The sequence below is a fragment of the Aeromicrobium sp. UBA7512 genome, from assembly GCF_002476985.1.
Taxonomy (GTDB): Bacteria; Actinomycetota; Actinomycetes; order Propionibacteriales; family Nocardioidaceae; genus Aeromicrobium; species Aeromicrobium phoceense.
Genome location: NZ_DLNK01000007.1, coordinates 883,654 through 903,280, shown reverse-complemented (window position 1 = coordinate 903,280; position 19,627 = coordinate 883,654). Strand labels below are relative to the sequence as shown.

The following is a 19,627-nucleotide window of genomic DNA, read 5'->3' as shown; positions in this document are numbered from 1 at the left end:
GCATGAAAGACTCGGGTCCGTGACTGCCCAGACCCTCGACGGCAAGGCCGTCGCCGCCACCATCAAGTCCGAGCTCCGCGAGCGGGTCGACGCGCTGCGTGCGCGCGGCATCACCCCCGGGCTCGGGACGATCCTCGTCGGCGACGACCCGGCCAGCCGCTGGTACGTCGGCGCCAAGCACAAGGACTGCGCCGAGATCGGGATCGAGTCGATCCGCATCGACCTGCCCGCCGACGCCAGCCAGGCCGAGGTCGAGGCGGCCGTCGACCAGCTCAACGACGACCCGGCCTGCACCCTCTACATCGTGCAGCTGCCCCTGCCGAAGGGCCTCGACGAGAACGCCGTGATCGGCCGCATCGACCCGGCGAAGGATGCCGACGGCCTGCACCCGACCAACCTCGGCTGGCTCGTGCTCGGCAAGCCCGCTCCGCTGCCCTGCACGCCGCGCGGCATCCTCGAGCTGCTGCGCCGTCACGACGTCGAGATCGCCGGCCGGCACGCGGTCGTCGTCGGCCGCGGCATCACCGTGGGCCGGCCGATGGGCCTGCTGCTGACCCGTCGCAGCGAGAACGCCACCGTCACGCTGTGCCACACCGGCACGCAGGACCTGGCCGCGGAGGTGCGCCGCGCCGACATCGTCATCGCCGCCGCCGGCGTGCCGGGCATCATCACCGGCGACATGGTCAAGCCGGGCGCCGCCCTGCTGGACGTCGGCGTCAGCCGCGACGAGGCCGGCAAGATCGTGGGCGACCTCGCCCCGGACGTGTGGGAGACCGCCGGCTGGGTCACGCCCAACCCCGGCGGCGTCGGACCGATGACCCGCGCGATGCTGCTCAGCAACGTGGTCGACTTCAGCGAGGCCGTCGCCGAGGACGCGGGGTGAAGCTCCCCCGCAGCTACGGGTCGCGGATCTACCTGCTGCACCTCGTGGCGGTGGCCGTGGGCCTGGGCCTCATCGCGGTGGGTCCGTGGCGCCTCGGCGTCGTGGTGATCGGCGTCTCGTTCCTGGTCGCGGCGGCCTTCCGGATGGTGGTGCCGCTCGACCACACCGGCATGCTGCGCGTCCGCGGCAAGCTGTTCGACGTGCTGTGGATGGGCTTCCTCGGCACCTCGCTCGTGCTGCTGGCGCTCATCGTCCCCAGCTGATCGAGCGCAAACCCGCAGGACGCATGGGATTGGTCGGCTGAAAGGGGCGGTCCCACCGTTTCACGGCTCGGTGCTCATGGCAGCGCCCGTCGGATCTCTCCGAGCAAGGTCGGATATGGGTCCTCGAGCGGCTTCCTCTCCCCGCGTAGTCGACTCTGAATCTGTCGCAGCGGTGCACCAGCGACGTAGTGGCGCCCCCGACGCTCCCCTCGAGCGTCCAAGAGCCCAAGGTCAGCAGCCTTCACGAGATCTCTGGTCGCAGTGCGTTCGTCGAGTTCGGTGAGTTTCACGTACGACGGCCTTGTCACCCGCAGTCCGAGCAGGGCATCGAAGAGAGCGGCACCGATCCGGTCATTCAGTCGGTGCTCGGCGATGAGCTCATCGAGCCTGTGCCACTGAATCTCGGCTTCGTCGAATCGGCGCCGCACCGTTTGAGCCTGCATGTGGTGCGCCCGAAGATTGAACTTCACCCACAGCGTCGCATCACCCTCCGGGCGCCACGCCCCGCGACCCGTGGCGGCCAGGACGTCGTAGTACTCCTGCGTGTTGTTACCCAGCCACTCCTCGATGCTGGAGAACGTCGGCTCGACAACTCGGTCCTGTGCGAGGACCATCGTCTGGAGCGCTCGAGCCATGCGCCCGTTTCCGTCACGGAACGGGTGGATCATCACGAGGTTCAGGTGCGCGATGGCAGCCCGCACCAACGGGTCGTCAGGGCTCGGCGCGACGAGCGACTGAGACAGGGCCCGCATCAACTCGGGTACCGCATCGGCGTCAGGACCTTGGTAGACGTTCACGCCCCGCCGGTCGTCGCGCACAAAGATCTCTGTGGCGCGATACCGCCCAGGCGCCTTGGACAGGTCGTGGTCGAGCAGCATGAAGTGCATCGATCGAAGGACCGCCTCGTCGATCACGAAGCCGGGCTCGGTGGCCACGTTGAGCACGTACGTCAGCACCCGCCGGTACGCCAGGATCTCCAGCCAGGTGGCGTCGTCTGCGCTGATCGGCGGCTCGTCGTCAACCGCAGCGACGGCATCCTCGTCGCTCACTGTGTAGCCCTCAATCGTGTTCGAGCCTTGGATCGCTCGGGCCGTGGTCGTGCGACGGAGGAGGCCGTTCCAACGCTTGGGCGCGCGAAGGTAGTCCGCGAGAGAGACGCGGAAGGCGTGGATCTCGGCTATGACCTGCTGGTCCCCGAGGTCTGGGTCCGGGGTGGTGAAAAGAAGTGGCATGTCCGTATGTCCTTTATTAAGTGACGACCTTAGGCCGACGGTGACGTTTTGTCACTTAATTAGCGCCAAAGCCCTGCGGCGGTACGCATCTGCCCTCCGCAGGGCGAACCCCCTCAAACGACAGCAGGGCCGCCCCGGTGGGGCGGCCCTGCTGTCGTGGTGCGTGGATCAGATCAGGCCCAGCTGCGTGACGGCGTCGCGCTCCTCGGCGAGCTCGGCCACGCTGGCGTCGATGCGCGCCCGGCTGAACTCGTCGATCTCCAAGCCCTGGACGATCTCCCAGTCACCGTTGTTCGTGGTGACGGGGAACGAGCTGATGAGGCCCTCGGGCACACCGTAGGAGCCGTCGGAGGCCACGGCCATTGAGACCCAGTCGTTCTCGGCCGAGCCGCGCAGCCAGTCGCGGGCCGCGTCGATCGTGGCCGAGGCGGCCGAGGCGGCGCTGGACGCGCCACGGGCCTCGATGATGGCCGCGCCGCGCTTGGCGACGGTGGGGATGAAGTCGTTCTCGATCCAGCCCTGGTCGCCCACGACCTCGGCGGCGTTCCGGCCGGCGATCTCGGCGTGGAAGATGTCGGGGTACTGGGTGGCCGAGTGGTTGCCCCAGATCGTCATCTTGCTGATGTCCGCGACCTTGGCGCCGGTCTTCGCGGCCAGCTGGCTGATCGCGCGGTTGTGGTCGAGGCGGGTCAGCGCGGTGAAGCGCTCGGCCGGGATGTTCGGCGCGTTCTTCATCGCGATGAGCGCGTTGGTGTTCGCCGGGTTGCCGGTGACGCCGATGCGCACGTCGTCGGCGGCGACCTCGTTGAGGGCCTTGCCCTGGGCGGTGAAGATCGCGCCGTTGGCCTCGAGCAGGTCGCCACGCTCCATGCCCTTGGTGCGCGGGCGCGCACCGACGAGCAGGGCGAGGTTGACGCCGTCGAAGATGTGGTTCGGGTCGTCACCGATCTCGACCGAGTCCAGCGTGGGGAACGCGCAGTCGTCGAGCTCCATCACGACACCCTCGAGCGCCTTGAGCGCCGGGGTGATCTCGAGGAGTCGGAGCTGGATCGGGGTGTCCGGGCCGAGCAGCGAGCCGCTCGCGAGACGGAAGAGAAGGCTGTAGCCGATCTGGCCGGCGGCGCCGGTGACGGCCACCTTGACAGGAGAGGTGCTCACGTCGATGTGCTCCTTGTGTGGGGTGTCTGCCTCGAAACTAGCGCAGGACGATTCCGGCCCCATCACCGCCCGGTCAGAGGTCGTCGATCTCGTTGTCGAGCGAGATCCAGTCCTTGGAGTCCTGCACACGCGTCTGTCCGCCCTGCGTCACGTGCAGCGAGCCGTCGACCGCGTGCAGCTCGTAGCGGGTGCCGTCACCCTCGGCGACGTAGACGTCGTTGCGCCAGTCGTAGCTGCCGGACAGGTCGAGCGTGTCGCCGCCGTCGGGACGGATCACGACGCGGAACCGGTCGCCGACGGCGTCCTTGCCGCACACGGAGGTCTTGGCGCCCGACGTGGTCGACTTGTAGAGGATCACGGGGTAGTCGCCGCCGCAGGCCAGGGACAGGCCGTCGGTCGCCTGCTGCTCCTTGCTGACCGGGGTCTGGCCGCAGTCGGGCAGCAGGCTGTCGCCCTGGGTGCCGTCGGCGTTGAACCGGGTGTTGTCGTCCTCGCACTCGCCCGCGGTGGGTGCCGCGGTCGGCTCGGTGGTGGGAGCCGGAGCCGGGGCGTCGCGGCTGGGATCGACCGAGAGGACCGGCGCGGTGGGCGTGGGCGTGGTGGCCGGACCCTTCGCCTCGTCGTCGGAGCCGCCGGAGGACAGCAGCGACCACCCGAACGCGCCGAGGGTGGCCACGACGGCCAGCACCAGCAGGACAGGACGTGCACCTCGCCAACTCATCGGTCCAGCCTAACTGCTGGTCCCCTGCGCCTCGGCCCGCGCCCGCAGCAGCGCGCGCTCGCGGTCGTTCGAGGCGAGACCGGCCGCGCGGCGGAACTCGGTCGCCGCCTCGTCGTGACGCCCGAGCTGCTCCAGCAGGTCGCCCCGCACGCTGGGCAGCAGGTGGTACCGCGCCAGGGCGGGAGCCGTCATGAGGTCGTCGACCACCGCGAGCCCGGCCTCGGGGCCTCGCGCCCGGGCCAGCGCGACCGCGCGGTTCAGCTCCACGACGAGGGAGCCCGTCGCCCGCGCCAGCCGGGCGTAGAGCCCCGCGATCCGCTCCCAGTCGGTGGTCTCGACCGACGCGGCGCGGGCGTGCTCCGCCGCGATCGCCGCCTGGAGGACGTACGGGCCGTCGCCGCCGAGCCGTACCGCGACGTCGAGCGCCGCCATCCCTCGGGAGATCGCCTCGGCGTCCCAGCGCGACCGGTCCTGGTCGGCCAGCAGCACCGGCTCGCCGTTCGGGCCGACGCGTGCCGCGAGCCGTGACGACTGCAGCTCCAGCAGCGCCAGCAGCGCGTGCGCCTCGGGCTCGGACGGCGTGACGGACGCCAGGATCGCGGCCAGCCTGACAGCCTCGCGACACAGGTCGGGACGCGTCCAGTCCTCGCCCTCGGTGGCCGTGTGGCCCTCGTTGAACACGAGGTACACCGCGGACATCACCGAGTCGAGCCGCTCGGACCGCTCCTGCCCCACCGGCTCCTCCATCGGGGCACGCGCCTCGGCGAGGGTGCGCTTCGCCCTCGAGATCCGCGAGGCGACGGTGGACTCCGACGACAGGAACGCGCGCGCGATCTCGCGGGTGCTGAGGCCGGCGACGAGGCGCAGCGTCAGCACGGTGCGGCTCTCGGGCGTGAGCGCCGGGTGGCAGCAGGTGAACATGAGCCGCAGGACGTCGTCGCGCACGTGCTCGTCGGTCAGCGCCTGGTCGAACTCGGCCTCGTACGCATCACGGGTGCCGGCGCCGACCTCGGCGTAGGCACGGAGCTGCCGCTCCCCCGCCCGGAACTGGTCGATCGCGCGGCGCTTGGCCGTGCTCATCAGCCACGCGGCCGGGTGGTCCGGGACCCCCGTGCGGGGCCAGGACTCCAGGGCCTGCGCCAGGGCCTCCTGCGCCAGGTCCTCGGCCCGGTCGACGCTGCGGGTGATGCGCAGCAACGCGCCGAGCAGGCGTGACGACTCCTGCCGCCACACCTGCTCGACCACGCGCGCCTCGTCCATGGGATCAGGCCGGGGGTGCCTCGAAGATCGGGCGCACCTCGACCCAGCCCTCCCAGCCCGGCCAGGCGTTCTGGTGGACCTGCAGGAATCCCTGCGCCTTCCGGACCGCCGTGTCGAGGTCGGGCACGTCGTAGACGGCGTAGCCGCCGACGAGCTCCTTCACCTCCACGTACGGACCGTCCGTCGTGGTGATCGAGCCGCCGCTGAGGCTGACGATCGCTCCCTGCATCTCCATCGGGGCCAGACCTCCGGCCTGGACGAACGTGCCCTCGGCCGTGGCCTTGGCCTGCAGCTCTCCGATGGCGGCGAACAGCTCGATCGGCGGCTCGTCGGTGGGGCGGTGGGTCTCGTGGACCATGGTCATGAACTTCATGGTGTGCTCCTTGTTTCGGGTGTGATCGTTCCGGACGGGGTGAGGTCGGGCAAGGGTCAGGCGCGCAGCAGGCCGCGCAGGCGGGCGTCCCGCGGCCACGCGCCGGCCCACACGAGGACGGCGGCGAGGATCGCGAAGACCGAGTTGAGCGCGGGCTGCTCGGCGATCAGGTTCACCGCGACCGCACCGCCGAGGTACGCCGTGATGAGGACGACGGCCATCGCGCGGGTGGCGGGGACCAGGTAGCCGATGACGAGGCTGCCGAGCACGGCGCCGCAGATCACGATCACGTGGTCGGGGATGCCGAGTCCGGCGCTCGCCTCGCGCACCTGCTCGACCTGCAGCAGGTGGGTGACGGCGTCGAAGCCGAGGAACGCCGTGACGAGTGCCGTCACGACCCAGCCGGCGCGCTGCGCCCGCGGGCCGAACGCCGTGCCGGAGGTGGGTCCGGTGGCGGGCCGGGTGTGGGTGTGGGTGTGGGTGGTCATGTCGGTCTCCGTTCGCTGGGTGAGGTGGTCTCTCACCCGTACGTCGCGCGAACGGGGACGTTCTTGACATGGGCTCCGGAACTTTTCTCCGGAGAGCCGGATCAGGCGCGTGCGCCCGGCTCCGTCACTCCCACTCGATGGTTCCCGGGGGCTTGCTGGTGACGTCGAGGACGACGCGATTGACCTCGTCGACCTCGTTCGTGATGCGCGTGGAGATCCGCTCGAGGAGCTCGTACGGCAGGCGGCTCCAGTCGGCGGTCATCGCGTCCTCGCTGGAGACGGGACGCAGCACGATCGGGTGGCCGTACGTGCGTCCGTCGCCCTGCACGCCGACCGAGCGGACGTCGGCCAGCAGGACCACCGGGAACTGCCAGATCTCGGAGTCCAGACCCGCGGCCGTGGTCTCCTCGCGGACGATCGCGTCGGCACGGCGCAGGATCTCGAGGCGCTCCTCGCTCACCGCGCCGACGATGCGGATCGCCAGGCCCGGGCCCGGGAACGGATGACGCGAGACGATCGCCTCGGGGATGCCGAGCTGGCGGCCGACCTGGCGCACCTCGTCCTTGAACAGCGTGCGCAGCGGCTCGATGAGCGAGAACTCCAGGTCCTCGGGCAGGCCGCCCACGTTGTGGTGGCTCTTGATGTTGGCCGCGCCCTCGCCGCCGCCGGACTCGACGACGTCGGGGTAGAGCGTGCCCTGCACCAGGAACCTGACCGGCGCGCCCGGGGTCGCGAGGACCTCGCGCTCGGCGGCCTCGAACGTGCGGATGAACTCGCGGCCGATGATCTTGCGCTTCTCCTCGGGGTCGGTGACGCCCTCGAGGAAGCCCAGGAACTGGTCCTTCGCGTCGACGACCTTCAGGTCGACGCCGGTCGCGGCGACGTAGTCCTGGCGCACCTGCTCGGCCTCGCCCTGGCGCAGCAGGCCGTGGTCGACGAAGACGGCGGTCAGCTGGTCGCCGATCGCCTTCTGCACGAGCGCGGTCGAGACGGCCGAGTCGACGCCGCCCGAGAGCGCCGAGATGACGCGCGCGTCGCCCACCTGCTGGCGGATGAGCTCGACCTGCTCGTCGACGATGTTCGCGCTGGTCCACGTGGGCGAGCACCCCGCGATGTCGAACAGGAAGTGCTCGAGGATCTTCTCGCCGAACTCCGAGTGCATGACCTCGGGGTGCCACTGCACGCCCGCGAGCCGGCGGTCGGTGTTCTCGAACGCCGCCACCGTGGCCCGGTCGCTCCTGGCGCTGAGGGTGAAGCCCTCGGGCTCGCGCACGACCTCGTCGCCGTGGGACATCCAGCTGACGAGCTGGGCCGGCAGGCCGTTGAGCAGCGTGCCCGGCTCGAGCACCGAGACGTTGGTGCGGCCGTACTCGCGCTGGCCCGTGCGGGCGACCTGGCCACCGAGCGCCTGCGCCATCGCCATGAAGCCGTAGCAGATGCCGAAGACGGCGGTGCCCGAGTCGACCAGGCCGACGGGCAGCTGCGGCGCACCCTCCTCGTACACCGACGACGGCCCGCCCGAGAGGATCACGGCCTTCGGGTTCTTGGCCAGGATCTCCTCGGACGTCGCGGTGTGCGGCATGATCTCGGAGAAGACCTTCGCCTCGCGCACGCGCCGCGCGATCAACTGGGCGTACTGCGCGCCGAAGTCGACGACGATGACGGTGTCGTGGTTGGTCTCGGCTACGGATTCAGGGGTCTCGGGGGCCACGGACCAATCCTAGGGCCGTCCGCCGACCCCGCCGCGAGCGGTGCGGGCAGCGCTGGGAGTGACGTTCGCGGGGTGGAACACGGCGTGTCGACCCCCGGAACGTCACTGCCAGCGATCAGGGGGATTCAGACCTGCTCGCGAATCTCGCCGACGAGCTCCTCCAGGACGTCCTCGAGCATGACGACGCCGATGACGACGCCGCTCGCGTCGGCCACGCGCGCCATGTGCGAGCCCTTGGCCTGCATGGTGCGCAGCGCGTCGTACAGGCCGCTGCCGACCGCCACGGTGGACAGGGGGCGGAGCCACTTGTCCGCGATCGGGCGCACGCGTGAGGTGTCGTCGGTCTCCAGCACGTCCTTGATGTGCAGGTAGCCCGTCAGCTCGCCGTCCTCCCGGGCCACCGGGAACCGCGAGTAGCCGGTGCGGGCGCACGCGTCCTCGACGTCGACCGGGGTCGATCCCGGGGCGATCGTCACCAGGCCGTCGCGCGGCAGCAGCACCTGCGCGACGGTGCCCTCGTGGAAGTCCAGGGCGCCGCTCACGAGACCGTACTCGTCCTCGTCGAGCAGGCCCTCACGGCGCGACTCCTCCACCAGCCCGGCGACCTCGTCGTGGGTGAAGGTGGAGGCGACCTCGTCCTTGGGCTCGATGCCCACGAGCCGCACCGCCGCGTTGGCGATCGCGTTCAGCGCCACCACCAGCGGCTTGAGGACCGCGATCACCGCGAGCATGAACGGACCGAGGATGAGCGCGGCGCGGTCGGGTGCCGCCAGCGCGATGTTCTTCGGCACCATCTCGCCGTAGACGACGTGCAGGAACACCACGAGTGTCAGCGCGATCGCGAACGAGATCGGGTGGACGAACCCGTGCGGCACCCCCAGGTATTCGAAGAGAGGCTCCAGCAGGTGGGCGATCGCGGGCTCGCTGATGGCGCCGAGGCCCAGCGAGCAGATCGTGATGCCGAGCTGCGCCGCGGCCATCGCGAGCGTGACGTTCTCCATCGCCTTCAGCGCCAGCTTGGCCGAGCGCTTGCCGGCCTGGGCCTCCGGCTCGAGCTGCGTGCGACGGGCCGAGATCAGGGCGAACTCGGCCGCCACGAACAGGGCGTTGAGGATCAGCAGCAGCAGGGTGAGTGCCAGCGCGGGCCATCCGCTCATCGGCCGGCCTCCTCGGTGTCGGAGTCGATCGTGAGGGCGAGGCGGTCGATCCGCCGGCCCTCCAGCCGCTCGACCGTGAGGTGGACCGTCAGCGGCTCCGCGTCGTCCTCGTCGTTCTCGGGGGTGGAGTCGACCTGGAGGGTCACGACGTCGCCGCGCACGGCGAGCCGGCCGAGGCGCTCCAGCACGAGGCCGGCGATCGTCTCGTAGTCCTCGTGCTCGGGCAGCATCACCCCGGTCTGCTCGAAGACCTCGTCGGGGCGCAGCAGACCTGACAGCGACCACGTGCCGTCGCGGCGGTGACGGCTGCGCTCGGAGAGCCGGTCGTGCTCGTCGGCGATGTCGCCCACGATCTCCTCGACCAGGTCCTCCAGCGTGACGATGCCGTCGGTGCCGCCGTACTCGTCGACCACGATCGCCATCTGGTTGTTCTGGTCGCGCAGCTGGACCAGCAGCGGATCGAGCTCGAGCGTGTCGGGCACCGTGGCGGCGGCCTCGGCGATCTCCGACAGTCGAACCGAGCGGCGCCGGTCGGGGTCGACCGCGACGGCCTGCTTCACGTGCACGACGCCGACGACGTCGTCAGCCGAGCGGCCGATCACGGGGAACTTCGAGTGGCCGGTCTGGCGCGCGGCCTCGATGAGGTCCATCGCGGTGTCGCGCTCCTCGAGGAAGTGCACCCGGACGCGCGGCGTGCGGACATCGGCGGCGGTGCGGTCGCCGAAGGCGATGCTGCGCGCCACGAGCTCGGCCGTCTCGTCGTCGATGGCACCCTCCTGCGCCGAGCGCAGGACGAGGGACCGCAGCTCCAGCGGCGAGCGCGCCGAGCGCAGCTCCTCCTGGGGCTCGACCCCGAGCCACTCCAGGGTGCGGTTGGCCATCGCGTTGAGACCGCGGATGGGCCACGCCATCGCGTGCGTGAACGCGCGCTGGGGCCACTGCGTCGCCGCGGCGGTGCGCTGCGGCAGGGAGAGGGCCAGGTTCTTCGGGATGAGCTCACCGACCAGCATCGTGACGATGGTGCTGAGCACCAGCGCGATGCCGTAGGAGGCGACGCTCAGCCCACCACCGGACAGACCGATGGCGGTCAGCGGGTCGTGCAGGAGCCGGCCGATCGCGGGCTCGGCCAGGAAGCCGATCGCCAGGTTCGTGATGGTGATGCCCAGCTGGGCACCGCTCAGCTGCGTGGAGAGGGTGCGCAGCGCCTTGAGGGTCCCCTCGGCACCGCGGTCGCCGGCCGCTGCGTCGCGCTCGATCGTGGCGCGGTCGACGGTGACGAAGGAGAACTCGGCGGCGACGAAGACACCGCAGGCGAGCATCAGCAGGAACGACGTGAACAGCAGAAGCCATTCGGTCACAGTGGGTGGGTCCTCAGGTCGGGAACGTGGATGCTCAACGATAGCGGTGGGAGGTGAACGGTATCCTTCTCGTCGTGCCCACCTACCAGTACCGTTGCGCCGACTGTGCCGAAGAGCTCGAGATCAAGCAGAGCTTCTCCGACGCCGCGCTGACGACGTGCCCCTCCTGCGGCGGAGACCTCCGCAAGGTGTTCGGGGCCGCGGGCGTGGTGTTCAAGGGCTCGGGCTTCTACCGCACCGACAGCCGCTCGGGTGGCGGCTCCTCCTCCGGCTCCTCGTCGTCGTCCTCCTCCAGCTCCGGCTCGTCCTCCTCGAGCTCGTCGAGCGGCTCCACCGGCTCCGGCGCCGCCTGACCCTCCCTTGCCGAGGCTGTGGACGGCCCGCGCCGGCACCGCGCGATCCTGTCTAGCCTCGCCGCATGGAATCGGCCGCCCGCTTCGTCCTGATCCACCGGCGCGTGCTCGCCGCCACCCTGGCCGGGCTGGCCGTGTGGGCGGCCATCGGCGCCGTCACCCGCTCCCCCGACACCCGCGAGGTGCTCGTCGCCGCTCGTGACCTGGCCGGCGGATCCGCCGTCGGCCCTGCCGACCTGCGGACCCAGCGCCTCCCGCTCGACGCCGTCCCCGCGGGCTCGATCGACCGGCCCGCCGCGATCGGCCGCGCACTCGCGGGCCCCATGCGCGCGGGCGAGGTCCTCACCGACCGGCGCGTCGTCGACCCGCGCGACCTCGGCGAGGGCCGGGTCCTGGCCACTGTCGAGGTGCCCTCCGCCACCGGGAGCCTGCTCAGGTCCGGCGACGCGGTCGACCTGCTCGCCGTGGGCGACGAGGGGCGCGCCGTCCCGGTGGCCGAGGCGGTCGAGGTGATCACGGTGCGGTCGGATCCCGACCGCGAGACGGCCGTGTTGGGCGTGGCGGCACCGCCTCGCGTGGCGACGGAGGTCGCGCGGGCCTCGGTGACGTCGCGCCTCACCGCCGTCGTGGTGGGTCGTCATCGGAAGCGCTGACGCCCTAGTGTCGGAGGAGACCACTCCACCGACCCATGAGGAGAGCCATGCTCCAGGGCTTCAAGGACTTCCTGTTCCGCGGCAACATCGTCGACCTCGCCGTCGCGGTCGTCATCGGCACCGCGTTCACCGCGCTGGTGGCCACCTTCACCGGCGCCATCATCGAGCCGATCATCAACTCCCTCGGCGGCACCAGCGTCAAGGGGCTCTCGTACCAGATCGTCGACGGCAACCCGAAGACGATCATCGACCTGGCCGCGCTCATCAACGCGATCATCACGTTCATCATCACCGCCGCGGTCGTCTACTTCGTCTTCGTCGTGCCGTCCAAGCACCTGATGGAGCGCCTGGCGAAGGGCGAGGAGGAGGAGCCGGCGGGTCCCAGCGAGGACATCCTGCTGCTGCGCGAGATCCGCGACGCGCTCGGTGGCGGCACCTTCCAGCGCCAGCCCGGTGGCGACCCGACGCTCTAGGACTCAGTCCTTGCCGTGGTGAGGGGGCACGTCGCGCAGCAGCTCGTCATCGCGCGACGTGCCCTTCGCGTCGTCGCCCCAGCCCTCGGGGCTCTCGTCCCGTGTGGTCGAGGGCATGAGGTCCCCGAGCAGGCGGGCCGCACGCTCGATCCGGACGCGCCGCTCGGCCTCGGTCTCGGAGCGCTCAGCCACGGAACCACTCCGGGGTCAGGACGGGACGCACGGGCTTCCACCCGGCCAGGTCCATGAAGCGCTGCGACGTCACCCGCTGCGAGCGGGCCAGCAGCTCGAGCTTGTCGGCGGTGACGCTGAACAGCCAGCGGCGGAAGAACCGGCCCTCGCTGTGGCCCGCCGCGCGGGCGATCGCGTTGACGTAGTCCACGCGCTTGAGCGGCTCGGCCCCGACGTTGTAGGCGCCGCTGGGTGCCCCGAGTGCGGCGACGGCGGAGGTCCCGACGTCGAGCGGGTGCACGACGTGCATCCAGGAGTCGGGATCGCCCAGCCCGATGGGACGCCGCTTGCGCGCCCGCCGCACGAGGAACTGGGAGTTGGGGTCGTCGCCGCAGATCAGCCCGTAGCGCAGGCGCACCGTGACTCCCCCGGCCTGCTCCACGCGCTGCGCGTGCTGCTCGGCCACGGTGAGCGGCTCGGTCACCATCGTGACGTCGATCGGCGTGGACTCGTCGATCCACTCGTCCCCGCGGGCCACGTAGATGTGGCTGAGGCTCTGCTGGACCATCAGCCCGACCCCGGACTCGATCGCGGCATCGGCCACGACGCCGGCTCCGACCGTGCGGATCCGGTTGATGCGGGTGAGCGACCCCGGGAGCATCGCGCGGGCGCCCACCGGAACCTGGGTGGCGAAGTTGATCACCGCGTCGCAACCGCGCATCGCCTTCATCAGGGAATCGCGATCGAGCACGTCGCCGTGGATTGCCGTGGCCCCGGCCGTCTGCACGAGGCGAGCGGCCGATGGTGAACGCACGAGCCCGACGACCTGGTGTCCGGCATTCTGAAGTGCCGGGATCGTCGCTCGTCCCATGACGCCGTTGGCGCCGGTCAGCAGGATCCGCACCCACCGAGTCTACGGCGGCGATCCGCATCGTGAGACGGGTATGGGTGCCCCGTGCGCCACAGGGGCCGTGAGCGGACCCGCACGACGCATCCGTCTCCTGACTCGTGGAAAGATGGACCGGTGCGCCCCCGTAGCTCAGGGGATAGAGCAACGGTTTCCTAAACCGCAGGTCGGAGGTTCGAATCCTCTCGGGGGCACCACCAGGATCAGACGGCCGCGTCCTCGGCCTCGTAGCGGCGCAGCAGCTCCTTCTCGGCCTCGTGGCGCGGGAACGCGAGGAAGACGAGCGCGGCCCCGATCAGCACCGCGCACGCACCGGCCGCATAGGCCCAGTCGTCACCCTGCAGGAACGCCGTTCTCGCCGCAGCCGTGATCTGGTCGGCGTAGGTCGGGTGCTGCTGCGCGATCTGCTCGGCACTCGCGAAGGACTTCGTGAGCTCGGACTGCACGTCGGACGAGGCCTGCTTCCCCGAAGGAGACGCCGCGATGGCCTGACTGAAGGAGCTCGCGTATCCCGCGGTCAGCAGAGCGCCGAAGAGCGACTGCATGATCGCGCCCCCGAGGTCGCGCTGCAGGTCGGCGGTCCCGGAGGCCATGCCCGCTCGGTGGACCGGCACGGAACCGGTCAGCGAGTGGGACGCAGGGGTCCCGGCCAGTCCGACGCCGATCCCCAGGCAGGCGTAGGCGAGGGCGATCTGCCAGTAGGGGGTGTTCTCCTCCCACAGCAGCAGCATGGACACGAAGCCGAGGAACAGGAAGACGTAGCCCGTGAGCAGGGTCGTCCGCGCCCCGCGCGCCTCCACGAGCTTCGCCGATCGTGGCGCGACCAGGACCATGAAGACGACGGCCGGGAGGAAGGCCGCACCCGCCTCCACGGTGTCGTAGCCGACGACGTTCTGCAGGTACTGCTGGCTGATGAACATCGCGCCCATCAGCGACCCGAAGACGATGATCCCCGCGCACGCGGCGACCCAGAAGACACGCCTACTCGCGATGTCCAGGTCGTAGAGGGGATTGGCTGCGCGGCGCTGCCGCCACACGAACGCCACCGTCGCCGCGACGGCGATCAGCCCGAGGCCAGCGACGAGGGCGCCCTTGCCGGGTACCGGCGCGAAGTTGATCGACAGCACCAGGGCGGCGACGAGAACGACCGACAGGATCCCCCCGAGGTTGTCGACGGGCTCGCTCGACTCGTTGACGTGGGAGGGAACCAGCACCCAGGCCATCACCAGCGCCACGACCGCGAGCGGCAGGGTGATCAGGAAGACCGATCCCCACCAGAAGTGCTGGAGCAGCCACCCGGCGACGAGCGGGCCCAGTGCGGCGATGGCCCCGCCCAGCGCCGACCACAGGGCGATGGACCTGGTGCGTCCGGGTCCGGACCACAGCGCGGCGATGAGAGCCAGCGTCGTGGGGTACGCCATGCCGGCGGAGAGCCCGCCCAGGATCCGGGCCACCACCAGCACCCAGTCGTCCCACGCGAAGGCAGCGAGGAGGCAGGCCGGGACCGACAGCACGATGCCGAGCAGGAGCATCAGCTTGCGTCCGTACCTGTCACCCACCGCTCCCAGGTAGAGCACGGATGCGGCGAGGCCGAGGGAGTAGCCGACGGCGACCAGGTTGAGCGTCGTCTGCGAGCTGTCGAAGGCCTTGCCGATGGACGGGAGGGCGACGTTGGCCACGGAGAGGTTCAGGTTGGCCACGCCAGCGACCACGATCAGGGCGGCGAGCACCAGGGGCGCTCGCTCGGGGGAGTCCCGACGCGCCATCGGGGCTTCGGACATCGTTGCCTCCGAGGTCGTCCTGGTCACCGGCCTCCCCCACGCTAGGCACCACGCGGCCGTCGGGACTCACCCTCGTGGGATGACTCGCCTAGCCGGCGAGCCCGAGGAGACCGTCGAGCACCAGGAGGGTCCCGAGCAGCAGCGCTGCGACGGCGAACACGACCGGCCCGGAGGCGATCGCTCGGCTGCGAAGCCGGTTCAGGTACGCCTCGGCCTCGACGGGGCGCCGGGCGTAGTAGACGTACATCAGGCCCACGCTGGCGGTGGACGCCACCGTGAAGCACGCGAAGGCGATGAGCGTGACGAGGGCCTGCGTGTGGTGATGGACGACGAACACGGCCGCGGCCGTCGTGATCGCCCACGGCTGCTTGAGCACCCCGAGCAGCAGCGCGCCGCCCGGTCGGAGGTCGCGGAGGCGACCGAGCATCTTCTGCGAGCCCGCGGTGGGAACGGCACGGGAGACCACCCCTCGACGCCGCCACTGGCGGGCGCTCACCACGAGCAGCGCGCATCCCACCAGGACCTGGAAGACCATCACGCCGGTCCGGCCGCCGCCGTGCTGGACGCTCCGCGACGAGCCGACGAGGTAGCTGAGCGTGAAGACGACGGTCAGCGAGGTCGCCCAGCCCAGGAGGAACCCCGCAGCGTTGGCCCGGGGCCTGGCCGTGCCGAGCACCACGATGAACACCACGATGGTGGCCGGGGACAGGCTCGCCATCAGGCCCAGCATCAAGATCGAGAGGATCAGTCCCATGTCGGCGTCCCGGGCCCCGTCTGGTCGGGCAGCGACCCGCCACCTGCGTACGGAGGGGGACACGAGCCGATGCGTTCTGCCCAACATGGCGTTCCGCCGCAGGCAAGGCATCACCCCAGCCGGATGAGGCACCCTCCCCCGATGTCCCGCACATCGTGCCGCGCTGTCCCTGTCGCGCGGGACTCCTCGCCCTCCACGGTGGTTCCATCACCCCCCTGGAAGGAATCACGATGACCACTCACATCACCACCGAGCAGCGAGTCCGGGACGACCTCCCGCAGGACGCCGCCACCCGCCCCGGCCGCGCCTGGGCCCTCTCGGGCGTCGCCGCCGGCATCGGCGGGTTCGCGACGACGATGCTCAGCGCGGAGGCCGGCGCCGCCTACGTCGACGGGAAGGTGCAGGAGGCCGATGGCGTCATCGCCTCGCTGAACGGCCACGTCCCGCAGCTGATCACGTTCCACGTCGTGGCGACGCTCACCGTCCTGGCGCTCGTGCCGTTCGGTCTCGGCCTGCACCGGCGGCTGCGTGCCGGGCTCGGCCGCGAGAGCCTCGTGCCGGGAACGGCCTCGTTCGGCATCCTCGGGACGGCAATCGTCGTGCTGATGGGCACCGTGCTCAACACGGAGTTCATCTTCGGGGTCGCTGGGGACACGCCCCTGGCCGTGCCCGAGGCCGCCACCGTGTACAACCACTGGATCGCCACCGTGCCGTGGGTCTGGGGACTCACCGGCCTGACGGGCTGGGCCCTGTTCCGGGCCTGGCGTCAAGGCGCCGTCCGCGCCTGGATGGGCATCGCGGCCGGCATCCTGGGCACGCTCTCGCTGCTGCTGACCGTCGCACCCCTGCAGTACATGGCGGGCTGGACCGGCTCGGTCATGGTCGTCCTCGTCGCCCTCGGGTTCGCCTTCGGGGACCGCGGCAGCCGGTGACGTCGCTCCTCGGTCGCCAAGGCGGCGGTTCGCTCCCCTCGGACGCGAACCGCCGCCATGATCTACGCATGAGGTCCACGCAGGTCCCGGTCGGCGGGCTCGCCGCACTCGGCGTCGGCACGGCGCTCTTCGCCGGCGCCGTCGCGCTGGACCTGCGTGTCGGCGACGCCCCGATCCCGGAGTGGACCGAGGAGCCCGGCTGGACGTTCGCCGCCATGGGGCTCATCCAGGCCGGGCTCGGCGTCGTCGTGCTGTGGCACCGTCGCCACCACCCCATCGGCTGGGCGCTCGTGGGCCTCGGCTTCCTGTGGATCCTCGACGGACTGGCGCAGTCCTACGTGAGGCTCGCGGTCCACGAGCAGGAGGCGCTGCCGGGCCTGACCTGGGTGCTGTGGTTCCTCTTCCGCTTCACCGCCGTGCTGCCCATGAACGCCGCGGCCGTCCTCCTGCTGTTCCCCGACGGCCTTCCGCGCGGCCGCTGGCGCGCCGCGGGATGGGTGAGCCTGGCCCTCATGGGAGCCGGCCTGGTCCTGTTCGTCGTCGTGCCAAGCACCCAGGGCGAGATCGACGCGTCACTGGCGGCGCTCGTTCCCGGGGTCGACACCGACCCCACGTCCATCGAGGCGCTGCGCCCCGTGGCAGAGCACGTCGTGACCGCCTCGTGGGTCCTCGGCAGCGTCGGATTCGTGCTCGCCCTGGTCACCGTGATGGCGCGGTACCGCGCGTCCCGCGATGCCGAGCGCGAGCGGATGCGGTGGCTCGCGTGGGCCGTCCTGGTGATGGTCCTGCTGATCGCCACGAGCCTGCTCGTGGACGTCACGGTGCTCAACTCGTTCTTCCTCGGCGCCGCGCTGCTGGTGGGGCCGGTCGCCATGGTCATCGCGATCGTGCGACCCGACATCGTCTCGGTGGAGAACCTGCTGGTCCGCACCCTGGTCTACGGCGGCATCAGCGTCGTCATCGTGCTGGTGGACCTGCTCGCGCTGGCGATCATCTCGGCCACCCTCGGGGACGCCTTCGGCGAGCGCCAAGTCGTCCTGCTCGTGCTGCTGCTCGCGGCGATCCTCTACGGCCCGATGCGCCTGCGGATCGAGGGCTGGGTCCGGCGTGCCGTGCTGGGCGACCGGCGCGACCCGTACGCCGTCGTCTCCAGCCTCGCGTCGACGCTCGAGCGCTCCGACGATGACGGCGCCCAGCTGGGCGCGGTCGTCGAGGCGGTCTCCACGGCGTTCGGCCTGTCGTTCGTGCAGGTCGAGGTCGACCGCTCGGCCGGCGAGCGCCTCGTCGCGTCGCGGGGCGAGCGCCCCGACCACGTGCGGTCGTTCCCCATCGCCTACCGGTCGCGCACGATCGGACGGCTCACCCTGCCGGCACACGGCGTGCGCAACCACCTCACGGCGCGCGACGAGGTCCTGCTGGCCGACGTCGTCCGCCAGGCGGCGGCCGCCATCCGCTCCAGCCAGCTCAGCGACGAGCTGCAGCGCAGTCGCGAGGGACTCGTCCTGGCCCGCGAGGAGGAGCGGCGCAGGATCCGGCGCGACCTCCACGACGGCCTCGGTCCCTCCCTCTCGGCCGTGGTCTTCCGGCTGGAGTCGGCGCGGCTGACGGTGGCGTCCGACCCGGCATCCGCCGACGAGCAGCTGGCCGAGACCCGCGACGTCGTGCAAGAGATCATCAAGGACGTACGCCGCCTCGTGCACGACCTGCGACCGCCCGCGCTCGACGACCGGGGTCTCGTGGGCGCTCTGACCCAGCTGGCCGAGCACGCCGACGCGGCCGTCGACGTACGCGTGACGGCCTCGATCGACGGCGGGCTGCCGGCCGCCGTGGAGGTGGCAGCCTTCCGGATCGCCTCGGAGGCCATGAACAACACCCTTCGGCACGCGCACGCCCGGACCTGCTCGGTCTCGCTGAGCGCCGACCCCCACGAGCTCGTGGTGGAGGTGGCCGACGACGGCGTCGGCATCGCGGCCGACGCCCGTCCCGGGATCGGCCTGGTCTCCCTGCGGGAGCGGGCGGCCGAGCTCGGCGGCAGCGTGGAGCTGCGCTGTCCCGACTCCGGCGGCACGATCGTCACCGCGCGACTGCCCCTGCACGGAAGGATGGAGCCATGAGCGAGCCGGTGCGCGTGGTGGTCGTGGACGACCACCGCATCCTGCGCGAGGGACTGGTTGCCCTGCTCGGCGCGATCGACGGGATCGCCGTCACGGGCACCGCCGGCGACGGTCGCGAGGCCATCCACGTGGTCGACGCCGACCCGCCGGACGTCGTGGTGATGGACATCCAGATGCCCGTGCTCGACGGGATCGAGGCGACGCGCCACATCACCGGGCGGCACGACGGCGTCCGCGTGCTGATGCTGACGATGAACGAGGACGACGACACGATCCTGAGCTCGCTGCGCGCCGGTGCCTCGGGGTACCTGCTGAAGGGCGCCGACGCGGCCGAGGTCCATCGCGCGATCCTGGCCACCGCCGGCGGCGGGATGGTGTTCGGTGCGTCGGTCGCGGCCCGGGTCGCGGGGCTCTTCGCCGGACGCACCCGGCACCGCCCCGAGCACCCGTTCCCCGACCTGTCCGAACGGGAGCGAGCCGTGCTCGACCTGCTGGCCGCGGGACGCAGCAACGACGCGATCGCGGCCGAGCTGTTCGTCTCCAACAAGACCGTGCGGAACGCCGTCTCCTCGATCTACGCGAAGCTGCACGCCGCCGACCGGGCCGAGGCGATCATCCGGGCACGCGAGGCGGGACTCGGGCGCGACCAGCCCTGAAGGGGAATGCCGCGCCGGAGCGCCCATGGGGAACGGGACCTCCGGCGCGGCACCTGCACGCCGAGTTTGGGGGAAGAATCGGCGTGGTCCGGGTGCAGACACACCCCCCGTGCGCCCGACCCACCGGCCCCTGGGAAGAAGTGGGGCCGACCGGACGTCACGACGCCTCAACAGTCACACGAGTCCCATCTTCAACACAAGTAAGGCATGCGTCGTGTTGCCCACATTC

21 protein-coding genes and 1 tRNA gene are annotated in these 19,627 nt (G+C 71.1%); 9 read left to right on the top strand and 13 right to left on the bottom strand.

The features are described 5' to 3' along the window. Window positions 1-19 precede the first annotated feature (19 nt). Complete coding sequence (locus B2363_RS15255; protein ID WP_181752831.1) at window positions 20-883, top strand: bifunctional methylenetetrahydrofolate dehydrogenase/methenyltetrahydrofolate cyclohydrolase; 864 nt, start codon at window positions 20-22, stop codon at window positions 881-883. Then, on the top strand, window positions 880-1,146 hold the full coding sequence (locus tag B2363_RS15250; protein WP_181752833.1) for a DUF3017 domain-containing protein: 267 nt from the start codon (window positions 880-882) through the stop codon (window positions 1,144-1,146). The genes B2363_RS15255 and B2363_RS15250 overlap by 4 nt, the downstream gene beginning before the upstream one ends. A gap of 74 nt (window positions 1,147-1,220) precedes the next feature. On the opposite strand, the gene B2363_RS15245 is transcribed toward B2363_RS15250, so the two are convergent. From B2363_RS15245 to B2363_RS15205, 9 genes are all read right to left on the bottom strand, one after another. Continuing rightward, entirely contained in the window at window positions 1,221-2,378 is a 1,158-nt protein-coding gene (locus B2363_RS15245; protein WP_286931214.1) for a Fic family protein, read from the bottom strand. A 168-nt stretch (window positions 2,379-2,546) separates the two neighbouring features. Continuing rightward, a complete protein-coding gene (locus tag B2363_RS15240) occupies window positions 2,547-3,536 on the bottom strand; it encodes a malate dehydrogenase (protein ID WP_181752835.1) in 990 nt (329 codons plus the stop codon). 73 nt (window positions 3,537-3,609) lie between these two features. After that, on the bottom strand, window positions 3,610-4,257 hold the full coding sequence (locus tag B2363_RS15235) for a hypothetical protein (protein ID WP_286931211.1): 648 nt from the start codon (window positions 4,255-4,257) through the stop codon (window positions 3,610-3,612). A gap of 9 nt (window positions 4,258-4,266) precedes the next feature. Beyond that, window positions 4,267-5,517, bottom strand: a complete 1,251-nt coding sequence (locus B2363_RS15230; protein WP_286931209.1) for an RNA polymerase sigma factor — start codon at window positions 5,515-5,517, stop codon at window positions 4,267-4,269. A 4-nt stretch (window positions 5,518-5,521) separates the two neighbouring features. Beyond that, window positions 5,522-5,890 (bottom strand): YciI family protein, encoded by a 369-nt coding sequence (locus B2363_RS15225; protein WP_078700042.1) that lies wholly within the window; start codon window positions 5,888-5,890, stop codon window positions 5,522-5,524. A 56-nt stretch (window positions 5,891-5,946) separates the two neighbouring features. Then, window positions 5,947-6,378: a DoxX family protein gene (locus B2363_RS15220; RefSeq protein ID WP_286931206.1), complete on the bottom strand. Its 432-nt coding sequence runs from the start codon at window positions 6,376-6,378 to the stop codon at window positions 5,947-5,949. A gap of 124 nt (window positions 6,379-6,502) precedes the next feature. After that, entirely contained in the window at window positions 6,503-8,089 is a 1,587-nt protein-coding gene (guaA, locus tag B2363_RS15215; protein ID WP_286931204.1) for a glutamine-hydrolyzing GMP synthase, read from the bottom strand. 125 nt (window positions 8,090-8,214) lie between these two features. Then, the gene (locus tag B2363_RS15210; protein WP_286931202.1) at window positions 8,215-9,246 is read right to left on the bottom strand and encodes a hemolysin family protein; all 1,032 of its coding nucleotides are present in this window, start codon (window positions 9,244-9,246) and stop codon (window positions 8,215-8,217) included. Further along, window positions 9,243-10,604 (bottom strand): hemolysin family protein, encoded by a 1,362-nt coding sequence (locus tag B2363_RS15205; protein ID WP_286931200.1) that lies wholly within the window; start codon window positions 10,602-10,604, stop codon window positions 9,243-9,245. Before B2363_RS15205 ends, B2363_RS15210 begins: the two co-directional genes overlap by 4 nt. 74 nt (window positions 10,605-10,678) lie before the next feature. Between B2363_RS15205 and B2363_RS15200 the strand changes: the two genes are divergently transcribed. The 3 genes from B2363_RS15200 (at window position 10,679) to mscL (ending at window position 12,083) form a co-directional block, all read left to right on the top strand. Continuing rightward, window positions 10,679-10,957 (top strand): FmdB family zinc ribbon protein, encoded by a 279-nt coding sequence (locus B2363_RS15200; protein WP_078700037.1) that lies wholly within the window; start codon window positions 10,679-10,681, stop codon window positions 10,955-10,957. A 65-nt stretch (window positions 10,958-11,022) separates the two neighbouring features. Next, window positions 11,023-11,610 (top strand): SAF domain-containing protein, encoded by a 588-nt coding sequence (locus tag B2363_RS15195; protein WP_286931197.1) that lies wholly within the window; start codon window positions 11,023-11,025, stop codon window positions 11,608-11,610. Window positions 11,611-11,657: 47 nt separating this feature from the next. Continuing rightward, window positions 11,658-12,083 (top strand): large conductance mechanosensitive channel protein MscL, encoded by a 426-nt coding sequence (gene mscL, locus B2363_RS15190; RefSeq protein ID WP_181752855.1) that lies wholly within the window; start codon window positions 11,658-11,660, stop codon window positions 12,081-12,083. A 3-nt stretch (window positions 12,084-12,086) separates the two neighbouring features. On the opposite strand, the gene B2363_RS15185 is transcribed toward mscL, so the two are convergent. Then, complete coding sequence (locus B2363_RS15185) at window positions 12,087-12,275, bottom strand: hypothetical protein (protein WP_181752857.1); 189 nt, start codon at window positions 12,273-12,275, stop codon at window positions 12,087-12,089. Next, window positions 12,268-13,158, bottom strand: a complete 891-nt coding sequence (locus B2363_RS15180) for an NAD-dependent epimerase/dehydratase family protein (protein WP_286931193.1) — start codon at window positions 13,156-13,158, stop codon at window positions 12,268-12,270. Before B2363_RS15180 ends, B2363_RS15185 begins: the two co-directional genes overlap by 8 nt. Before the next feature lie 124 nt (window positions 13,159-13,282). On the opposite strand from B2363_RS15180, the gene B2363_RS15175 reads away from it, so the two are divergent. Beyond that, a tRNA-Arg gene (locus tag B2363_RS15175) sits at window positions 13,283-13,358 on the top strand. A 6-nt stretch (window positions 13,359-13,364) separates the two neighbouring features. Here B2363_RS15175 and B2363_RS15170 read toward each other — a convergent pair. Together B2363_RS15170 and B2363_RS15165 are read right to left on the bottom strand one after the other, a co-directional pair. Continuing rightward, window positions 13,365-14,942, bottom strand: coding sequence for an MFS transporter (locus tag B2363_RS15170; protein ID WP_286931191.1), 1,578 nt, complete (start codon window positions 14,940-14,942; stop codon window positions 13,365-13,367). A gap of 88 nt (window positions 14,943-15,030) precedes the next feature. Then, a complete protein-coding gene (locus tag B2363_RS15165) occupies window positions 15,031-15,696 on the bottom strand; it encodes a GAP family protein (RefSeq protein WP_181752860.1) in 666 nt (221 codons plus the stop codon). Window positions 15,697-15,926: 230 nt separating this feature from the next. Here B2363_RS15165 and B2363_RS15160 point away from each other — a divergent pair, with 230 nt between their 5' ends. From B2363_RS15160 to B2363_RS15150, 3 genes are all read left to right on the top strand, one after another. Beyond that, entirely contained in the window at window positions 15,927-16,628 is a 702-nt protein-coding gene (locus B2363_RS15160; RefSeq protein WP_286931189.1) for a hypothetical protein, read from the top strand. Between the two features lie 68 nt (window positions 16,629-16,696). Next, window positions 16,697-18,742 carry a sensor histidine kinase gene (locus tag B2363_RS15155; RefSeq protein WP_286931187.1) on the top strand — a complete coding sequence of 682 codons (2,046 nt, stop codon included), beginning with the start codon at window positions 16,697-16,699 and terminating at the stop codon, window positions 18,740-18,742. Further along, window positions 18,739-19,398: a response regulator transcription factor gene (locus tag B2363_RS15150; RefSeq protein WP_181752866.1), complete on the top strand. Its 660-nt coding sequence runs from the start codon at window positions 18,739-18,741 to the stop codon at window positions 19,396-19,398. The genes B2363_RS15155 and B2363_RS15150 overlap by 4 nt, the downstream gene beginning before the upstream one ends. Window positions 19,399-19,627 lie beyond the last annotated feature (229 nt).

Excerpts from the sequence above, each read along its gene's own strand:
- B2363_RS15155 (WP_286931187.1), top strand. The coding sequence starts at position 16,697 with ATGAGGTCCACGCAGGTCCCGGTCGGCGGGCTCGCCGCACTCGGCGTC.
- mscL (WP_181752855.1), top strand. The coding sequence starts at position 11,658 with ATGCTCCAGGGCTTCAAGGACTTCCTGTTCCGCGGCAACATCGTCGAC.
- B2363_RS15210 (WP_286931202.1), bottom strand. The coding sequence starts at position 9,246 with ATGAGCGGATGGCCCGCGCTGGCACTCACCCTGCTGCTGCTGATCCTC.
- B2363_RS15225 (WP_078700042.1), bottom strand. The coding sequence starts at position 5,890 with ATGAAGTTCATGACCATGGTCCACGAGACCCACCGCCCCACCGACGAG.
- B2363_RS15165 (WP_181752860.1), bottom strand. The coding sequence starts at position 15,696 with ATGGGACTGATCCTCTCGATCTTGATGCTGGGCCTGATGGCGAGCCTG.
- B2363_RS15235 (WP_286931211.1), bottom strand. The coding sequence starts at position 4,257 with ATGAGTTGGCGAGGTGCACGTCCTGTCCTGCTGGTGCTGGCCGTCGTG.
- B2363_RS15170 (WP_286931191.1), bottom strand. The coding sequence starts at position 14,942 with ATGTCCGAAGCCCCGATGGCGCGTCGGGACTCCCCCGAGCGAGCGCCC.
- B2363_RS15160 (WP_286931189.1), top strand. The coding sequence starts at position 15,927 with ATGACCACTCACATCACCACCGAGCAGCGAGTCCGGGACGACCTCCCG.
- B2363_RS15195 (WP_286931197.1), top strand. The coding sequence starts at position 11,023 with ATGGAATCGGCCGCCCGCTTCGTCCTGATCCACCGGCGCGTGCTCGCC.
- B2363_RS15150 (WP_181752866.1), top strand. The coding sequence starts at position 18,739 with ATGAGCGAGCCGGTGCGCGTGGTGGTCGTGGACGACCACCGCATCCTG.
- B2363_RS15220 (WP_286931206.1), bottom strand. The coding sequence starts at position 6,378 with ATGACCACCCACACCCACACCCACACCCGGCCCGCCACCGGACCCACC.
- B2363_RS15245 (WP_286931214.1), bottom strand. The coding sequence starts at position 2,378 with ATGCCACTTCTTTTCACCACCCCGGACCCAGACCTCGGGGACCAGCAG.
- B2363_RS15230 (WP_286931209.1), bottom strand. The coding sequence starts at position 5,517 with ATGGACGAGGCGCGCGTGGTCGAGCAGGTGTGGCGGCAGGAGTCGTCA.